The 7,967-nt window shown below is 62.2% G+C and carries 6 protein-coding genes; 2 read left to right on the forward strand and 4 right to left on the reverse strand.

All coding sequences use genetic code 11. The features are described from left to right. Positions 1–1,220, forward strand: a 1,220-nt coding sequence (locus VGG53_RS00815) for a GMC family oxidoreductase (protein ID WP_331516051.1), incomplete at its 5' end; no start/stop codon positions are given. 9 nt (positions 1,221–1,229) lie between these two features. On the opposite strand, the gene VGG53_RS00820 is transcribed toward VGG53_RS00815, so the two are convergent. Then, the gene (locus VGG53_RS00820) at positions 1,230–2,282 is read right to left on the reverse strand and encodes a helix-turn-helix transcriptional regulator (protein ID WP_331516052.1); all 1,053 of its coding nucleotides are present in this window, start codon (positions 2,280–2,282) and stop codon (positions 1,230–1,232) included. A gap of 190 nt (positions 2,283–2,472) precedes the next feature. Here VGG53_RS00820 and VGG53_RS00825 point away from each other — a divergent pair, with 190 nt between their 5' ends. Then, positions 2,473–3,306, forward strand: a complete 834-nt coding sequence (locus tag VGG53_RS00825; RefSeq protein ID WP_331516054.1) for a methyltransferase domain-containing protein — start codon at positions 2,473–2,475, stop codon at positions 3,304–3,306. 158 nt (positions 3,307–3,464) lie between these two features. Here VGG53_RS00825 and VGG53_RS00830 read toward each other — a convergent pair whose 3' ends face one another. The 3 genes from VGG53_RS00830 to VGG53_RS00840 form a co-directional block, all read right to left on the reverse strand. Then, on the reverse strand, positions 3,465–4,931 hold the full coding sequence (locus tag VGG53_RS00830) for a 2-polyprenyl-6-methoxyphenol hydroxylase-like oxidoreductase (RefSeq protein ID WP_331516055.1): 1,467 nt from the start codon (positions 4,929–4,931) through the stop codon (positions 3,465–3,467). A gap of 108 nt (positions 4,932–5,039) precedes the next feature. After that, a complete protein-coding gene (locus VGG53_RS00835) occupies positions 5,040–6,620 on the reverse strand; it encodes a GMC family oxidoreductase (RefSeq protein WP_331516056.1) in 1,581 nt (526 codons plus the stop codon). Positions 6,621–6,941: 321 nt separating this feature from the next. Further along, the coding region (locus tag VGG53_RS00840) for a cytochrome P450 (RefSeq protein WP_331516057.1) at positions 6,942–7,967 on the reverse strand (1,026 nt) is incomplete at its 5' end.

The following is a 7,967-nucleotide window of genomic DNA, read 5'->3' on the forward strand; positions in this document are numbered from 1 at the left end:
CTTCGAGCTACGACGCCTGGGCCGAACAAGGCGCCACTGGCTGGAATTACGAGACGACGCTGCCCTATTTGAAGCGCAGCGAGCAGACAGACGGTCGAGACCCGAGCGTTCGAGGAACAGCCGGTCCGATGCGAGTAAACCGTCTCCCGGCGGCCAGTCCTCTTGCGGAAGCGCTATACCGAGGTGTCGTCGAGGCGGGATACCCCGAGATCGAAGATGGCAACGGGCTGCCGGCCGAGGGCGTGTCATGGCTGGAACAGAATGTGGTCGAGAACAAACGGCAGAGTGCAGCCGACGCGTATCTGCGACCTGTGCTCACCCGGCCCAATCTCACGGTGGCGACCGATGCATACGTTCGGAAACTGGTGATGGACAGTTCGCGGTGCCGCGGCGCTCAGTACTCGAAAGGTAAGTACACGCACACCGTTTATGCGGAGCGAGAGGTGATCGTGTGTGCGGGCGCGATCGGCTCGCCGAAAATCCTCATGTTGTCCGGGATCGGACCCGCTGCACAGCTGCGCGAACAGAACATCGCGGTGCTCGCCGACCTTCCCGGCGTCGGCGAGAATCTGCACGACCATCCCCTTGCCTGGGTGTCCTACCGGACGAGGCAAAGCGCCGGCTCAACCCCGTCCCGCCAGGCGTATCTGCTGGCCCGCAGTGATCAGCACGCTGAACCCGACATATATATCAGCTTCGCCGAAGCTGCCGTTGAGCCGCGTTGGCAGGGCTCCGGTCCCGGCTTTTCCATACTGTTTGCACTGGCGCGTCCGACGAGCCGAGGGTCGGTACGCCTGCGTAGCTCGGATCCGTTCGACAACGTATTGATCGACCCGGCATACCTCACGGAACAAGACGATGTCGACCGCATGGTCGTCGGACTACAGAGGGCGCGCGACATCGCCCACACCGGCGCGTTGCAACCTTGGCGCGGTGCCGAGCGTCTTCCGGGCGCGAAAGTGGCCAGCAACGTTGATTGCCGCGCGTTCATCCGGCGCACCACGGGCAGCTTTTTTCATCTGGCCGGCACGTGCCGCATCGGCGCCGACGCCTTCGGGGTTGTAGACCCAGAACTGCGTGTACACGGAATCGACCACCTACGTGTGGTCGACGCATCGGTGCTGCCCTCTTTAGTGTCCGCGCCCCCCAACGCGGCCATTCTGGCAATCGCCGAACGGGCAGCAGACCTCATCCGGTCGGACACTCGGCGCCCCCGGTAGCCTGCTCCATCAACCGCTGGTTGGAATGCCGTAAGTTGACGCCCTGCGAGCGATGCTCGTTGATGGCGTCACGCTGTGCCGAAATGCGTTGCGGCGCAGAGTCTCAGAAGGCGTCTCGCCATACCGCTCTGCGTGTGTGGCAGCAAACCGCCCGAGGTTGGTAAAGCCCCAACGGGACGCAACCGCGGCCACTGTCACCTCCGATAGGTCCGACTCCAGCAGCGTCTGGTGGGCCCGGCGAAGTCGGACCTCACGCAGATAGGCCATCGGCGAAATACCCAGGTGGCTGCGAAAGCCCTCCTGCAGTGAGCGGACACTGACGTGGGTACGTGCCGCAAGGGATGACACCGCCGTCGGAAGGTGTGCCTCCTCTTCGATGATGTCGATCGCGGCGCGGATGGCGCTGGGCGGAGCACGGTATGGGTCTGCCCCTATGGCGCTGCGTTGGGAATGCTCGGCTGCGATTAAGAATCCGCGCACCAGGCTGTCAACGAACGGCATTCCGACCAGCGGTTGATGGAGCAGACTGCCGGACCGGAAGAGCTGATCCTTGAACATCAGCAGCATGTTGATCCAGTTTCGGGTTAGCGCCGCGTGGGTCGGCATCACGGGTGTGAAGTCGGGTTGGGAGACCAGCTGCCGGCCGAGGGCGTCGCTAAGCGCATCATCGACAGCGTGACGGTCGATCTTTACGGCCAGCATGCGGCTGCCGGCTGCCCAGCGCGCTGCGGCGTGACCCTCCGGTTGATACACGGCTACAGCTCCGGGACCGGCGCGCAGCGAAGAGCCTCGGTGGATCGAGTCTAGGTGGCCAGATCGCACCACGTTCAAGCGATACCCGCTGCATTGCTCGCCGGAATCCATTGACACGTCGGAGCTGGCGACGAATTCACAGAAGGTGATCGGACCGAGACGACCCGCCCGCTGGGCGAGCGAAAATGAACTTGGGTCACTCAACAGCTCGAGGTGCGGCTCGTGGCAGCACAGAACGGCGAAGTCGTCGAGCGTATTCGCCGTCATCCATGTACAGGTATCCAGAACGTTAGCTGCCCATCGGTCCATTGCTCGGTCAGCCCTTCCCGCCTTTCGCGGCATCACACGGTGGTCGCCTCCCACACGTAGCTGATGCCACCGCCGAGATTACTCCGCCCCGGTCTGGCTACTGCCACCGCAGATTTATAACTGCGCGCAGTGGCCAGAGTGTTGCGCACAGTGGGTAGGCGGCATGGCCCGGTTCTGCGAGGTTCGAGCCATGAGCATCAATCAGACATCAGTTGGTGAGAGCACCTATGTACTCGGTCATGTCGACACCGAGATTCGACGGCTGATATTGCAAGCCCGTCTGTACGACGAATTCACCGAACACGCCCTGCGCTTGGCGGGCCTGCAGCCCGGGATGCGGGTGCTGGACGTGGGCTGCGGACCCGGTGACGTCTCGTTTGTCGCCGCGAGGCTGGTGGGGCCGCGGGGGAGTGTGCTGGGTGTGGACGTGGAGCCCGACGTCGTTGAACTCGCTAGGATCCGTGCCGCGGAACACGGGCTGGACACCGTGCGCTTCGAGCCAACCGTTATCGGCAATCTGCGCATCGAAGAACCCGTCGATGCCGTGATCGGTCGATTGATCCTCATGCATCTGCCCGACCCCGTCTCAGCGCTTCGCCATCTGGCGGAGATGGTGCGCCCCGGTGGCCTTGTCGCTTTCTGCGAATTTGACACAACCGGGTTCTACAGTGTGCCGGACTTGCCGTTATATCGCGCGCTGAAAGATACTGCCGCAAAGGCGTTCCAGGGTGCCGGCTTAGATCCGGCGTTCGGAGCCAAACTCCACACGCTGTTTGGGCGCGCGGGTTTGGGCCCCCCGCGACTGGCGCTGGGCGCACCGCTGGGCGTGGCCGACGACCCTGACATCTTGGCTTACCTGGTAGAGACATGGCGCTCGGTTTTTCCGTTGGCTGAACGTCTGGGGCTGATCCCGGATGAACTGACCGACCTGGACATCCTTGCCGGACGCTTGCGGGATGAAGCCGTTGCCGCGCAAGCGATCGCCGTCATGCCGTCGCTGATTTGTGCCTCAACCCATGTGTGAAGTAACGACACCTGAATTCGGGCTGCGTAGTTGCCCGTCGGCTCACCGCGGGCCCGGCCGTCAGTGTGTTGTTGCTCGAGGCCGGCGGTAACGATGACTTACCTGATGGACTGGGCGCGCGGTCACAAATCGGACTGTTGAGCCAGCACATTAGGTGGTCAAAGATTCTGGCCAACCCCGGGAACTGATCTCGGTGGCAGTCCGGGCGGGACGTCATTGCGTAAAGCTCGTTCCTGTTGTCGGGCTTGATTTTTGCCCGCCGGGCTGCGCACTCCCACCGCCAACCGGCGGAGACAGGTGACGACGACGCGCGCCATGACTGAGGGGCGGAGTAGGTGGCTGGGACGCTCGACGAGATTGAGCACCTTCCAAAACTGTTCAGCGACATGGAGATCAGACTCTGCGGCGGATAGAACCAAGTCGTTGTAGATATTTGATAGACGCACCGATATCGGACGTGATGCCTCGACTTCCGGCAGCGCCAGGTCGGAGCCGATGGCCATCTGCCAGGCAACACCAATTCCTTTGGCCGCCGAGGCAAAGAATTGGCGTGAGAGGTCAGGTCCGCCGTCGCGCAGACAGTCGCGCATAACAAGCGCGTCCATGGCCGCAACCGTCATCCCTTGTCCGTAGATGGGGTTGAAGCTGCAGATAGCGTCGCCGACGACCAGTAAGCCGGTCGGCAGCCGATGCAGTTTGTCGTAGCGTCGCCATCGATTGGATTGGGTGCGATGTCGCGCAACCTCTCCGGTGGGTTCAGCGGCCTTCACAACCTCCAGCACGTGGGCTGGGGCAACGTCGGCTACAAAATCGAGCATTTCGGCGCGATCGGACGGCGTCTCCTGCCCCATCATTCCTTGGACAGTGAGCAGCCAGTTGTCGTTTTCGTAGCCGAATAGTAAAACCGCTTTTGGCCGGCCCGGAACAAAGTTGTAAACGTAGACCTTTTCTTTCAACGTGCCCGGTGGCAGGCGGAACGGCTGACTGCTGTACGTCAGTCGGATGACGAGCTCGTCTTCGCTGGGTCGCTCGTAACCCAGACGTTCGAGGAATGCGGGCATCCGAGAGCCGCGACCCATTGCATCAACGACCAGATCGGCATCGAGTAGCTCGGCTGTACCATTGTCGCGGTTGGCTATCTGGACGCCGGTGATGCGATCCCGTCCCGGCGTGCACGCGAGTTCCAGAACATCGTGGCGTTCCAGCATCGTCACGTTCGCGATGCCCAGGACCCGTTGCCGGACATGGAATTCCAGAAGCGGGCGACTCGGACTATAAAACGTTGTTGACGAGAGATCGACGAAGCGTCCAGAGCGGACGATCTGGTGCCCATGGAACGACACGTCAAGCTTCGATAAGTCGCCGTCGTTCCACACCGGCACTCCATCTGCAACCAGTTGATCAAGCAAACCCGGAAACAACTCTGAAAAGATTTGTGAACCATGCCGCAGCAGCACATGTCCATGCCGACCTTGCGGCACGCCCTTCCGGTTTGAAGGGGTATCGGGCAACACGTCGCGCTCGACCACGGTGACGGTCCGATAGAAATCGGCGAGCACACGCGCGGCCAGTAACCCACCGATACTTGCTCCCAAAACCACCGCGTGGTCGCCGATCTTTGTCATAGCGCTCCTCCGTCTAATCACCGGCGTGCCAACAAAAATGGTTCATCCCGCATCGTGGCCGCTTCCAGTCTTCGGACACTGACGGCGCAGCATGCGGACGCGCACAGATCAATGACGCCCCCTTCGCGGGGCTATTTGGCTGATGCCTGCTCGCCCGGCTGTGACGGAACTTGGGTGGATGATCTCCGCGGCACGCTCAGCGATTGCCAACACGGTGGCGTTGAGGTTCGCACCCGGTATCGAGGGCATGACTGATGCGTCGGCCACTCGGAGTCCTTCAACCCCGTGCACCCTGAGATCAAGGTCGACCACGGCGTCGGGTGTGGAGCCCATGGCGCAGGTACCGGCGGGATGCCAGTAGGTACCGAGGCTGCGGCGCAGATAAGCGCGCAGCTCGGCGTCGGTGGATACATCCGGACCGGGCAGAAGCTCCTTGTTACGCCACTCCGCCAGTGATCTGGTCTGACCCAGTTGCCGGGCGAGCCGCATCGCATTGAGCATTCCGGTGACGTCGCGCTCGTCGGTGAGGAAGGCTGGGTCGATCAGTGGTGCCGCAGTGGGATCCTTTGAGGCGAGTCGTACTGAGCCGCGGCTGTGCGGCCGAAGCATGCTGAATTCGATTGTGTAGCCAGGTTCGGCAGGACCGTCAATGCCGCGGGGAAACAGCGGAATATCGCAGAACAGGATATGGGAGTCGGGGAACTCTGAGGCCGGATCGGCGCGCAGCGCAGCCAGGACGTCGAAATGGTTGTTCACCCCGGCGGGCATCGGTTGAGCGGCCGAATAAGTCAGTACGCCTAACGGGTGGTCGGACAGGTTCGCCCCAACGCCGATGCGGTCGAAGATGACTGGGATGTCTTGTGCGCGTAGGTGGTCGGCGGGACCGATGCCGGACAGTTGCAGCAGCTGGGGCGTCCCGATCGCACCAGCGCACACGATCACTTCGCGCTCTGCCCGGACGATGTGCGGATAGTTGCCGTTATCGCGATATGCAACGCCGGTGCAGCGCAGGCCGGTAAACAACAACTGCGTGACTACGGCGTTGGTCCTCACCGTCAGGTTCGGGCGATTAAGTACGGGCCGTAGATACGCATCGGCCACCGACTGGCGTACGCCGTCGACCGCACTGAGCTCGTAGGGCGAGACGCCTTCAGGCTCAGCGCCATTGAGGTCGTTCGAGATCGGGTACCCCAGCTCTTCGCAGGCCTCAAGGAACGCCTCGGCGGCGGGGTGCAGATTAGACATCGGCGTTGGCCTCATCGGCCCATCGGTGCCGCGCCAGCGCAGGTCGGAGCCGATCGCGCATTCGCTGCGTTGAAAGTAAGGCAGCAGCGCGTCGTAGTGCCAGCCATCAGCGCCCTCGCTGGCCCAGCTGTTGTAGCTCGACGGGTGGGCCCGTAGGAACGCCATCGCGTTGATGCTGCTCGAGCCGCCCAGCACACGCCCGCGCGGATAGGCCAGCACAGCCCCGTTGAGGCCCTTCTGGGGAACGGTTTGCGAACCCCAGTCGACCGGGGTGCCGATCAGTGTTGGCCATAGGGCTGGCACACGCATCGCGTCCGGACCATGCGCATCACCGGCTTCCAACACCAGGACGCTGACGTGTTGGTCCTGGGTCAGCCGCGAGGCGACCACACAACCCCCGCTACCGCCACCCACCACGACAAAGTCGTACATCTGCGCGTCCACCCACACGACGCTATGTGTGCGAAGGACTACGCCCTACCCACCAAACGCAGCCCTTGTGGCCACATCACGCGTACCGCCGCGACAATCCGGCACCCTAGGTTGAATGTCCCGTCCGATGAAGTGCTTCAGCCAAGAGCGGCCCCGCAGACAGGCTCTCCGGCAAACCTACAGAGCGAAACCCATTGCCATGCAAATGGATTCACTTGTCGATACCGCGTGGTCTTCCGGGGTCGGTGTAAAGCGGCTTGCGACATGACAATACGCCGCTCCTACCAGCAAACTCATCATGTCCCTGGGTATCGCCAGGTCACGTTCATCAGGTCAGCTAACCGAGACTCGTAGCGTCTTGAAACCGCGCAGAACGTTATTCAGGACCGGTTCTTCCTCGAGGATCGTGAAGCGGCGAATTCGTTTAGCCAGCGCGTTGAACAACGCAAGCATTTCAATGCGGGCGAGATTCATCCCGACACAGGCGTGCCGACCGAAACCGAAACCGAGTTGATCGCCCGGCCGTCGACGGATGTCGAAGCGATCGGGGTCGGGGTACTTGCGCTCATCGCGGTTGGCAGCCCCGTAGAAAACGATGGCGCGCGAACCGGCGGGCATTACCGCACCGTCGAGGTTCACATCGGAGGCGATGTAGCGGGAGAAGCCCTGGATTGGTGAGTCGTAGCGCAGCACTTCGTTGACCGCGCTGGGCATCAGCAGCGGGTCTTCGCGTACCAGATCCCACTGGTCAGGGTTATTCGCGAACAGCCACACCGCGGTGCTGATCGCGAAGATCGTGGTGTCCAGACTGGGTCCGAGGTAGTCGACCATCATGGCGGGACACGACTGGGCGGGGACCTCGCCGCGTGCTATCGCGGCGTGGATGCCTTCAGCCCAACTGCCGGGCTTAAGCTTTCCTGGCACCGCTTCGTAAGTGGCGTAATTCATCATCTCCTGCAAAACCGGGAAGGACGCGATAGTTCTGTCGTTGAGCGGTCCGAAGCAGTTGAACATCTCCTGAGCCCAGACGAGCATGCGTTCTCGACCTGTTTCGGGCAGTCCGATCAGCTTAGACACCACTGTTACCGGCAGGTGGTTCGCCAGATCGGTGGCGGCGTCGAACGTGCCTGCGGTGCTCAGCTTCTCCACCAACGTCTCCGCTTCGGCGCCGATCTGCTCTTTGACCGGTCGCAGTGCTCTGGGGGTCAGCGGACGCAGCAGCACGTTGCGCAGCGCGTCATGCTCAGCGCCGTCGCTGCACAGCGTGTTGCCGCGCAGCACCCGGTTCATCTGATCGTTCATCATCACGCCGTTGTTCGAGGCGAACGACTCCCAATCCGTCAGAGCCCTTCGCACCGA

Origin of the sequence: Mycobacterium sp. (assembly GCF_036490025.1) — a bacterium.
Taxonomy (GTDB): Bacteria; Actinomycetota; Actinomycetes; order Mycobacteriales; family Mycobacteriaceae; genus Mycobacterium.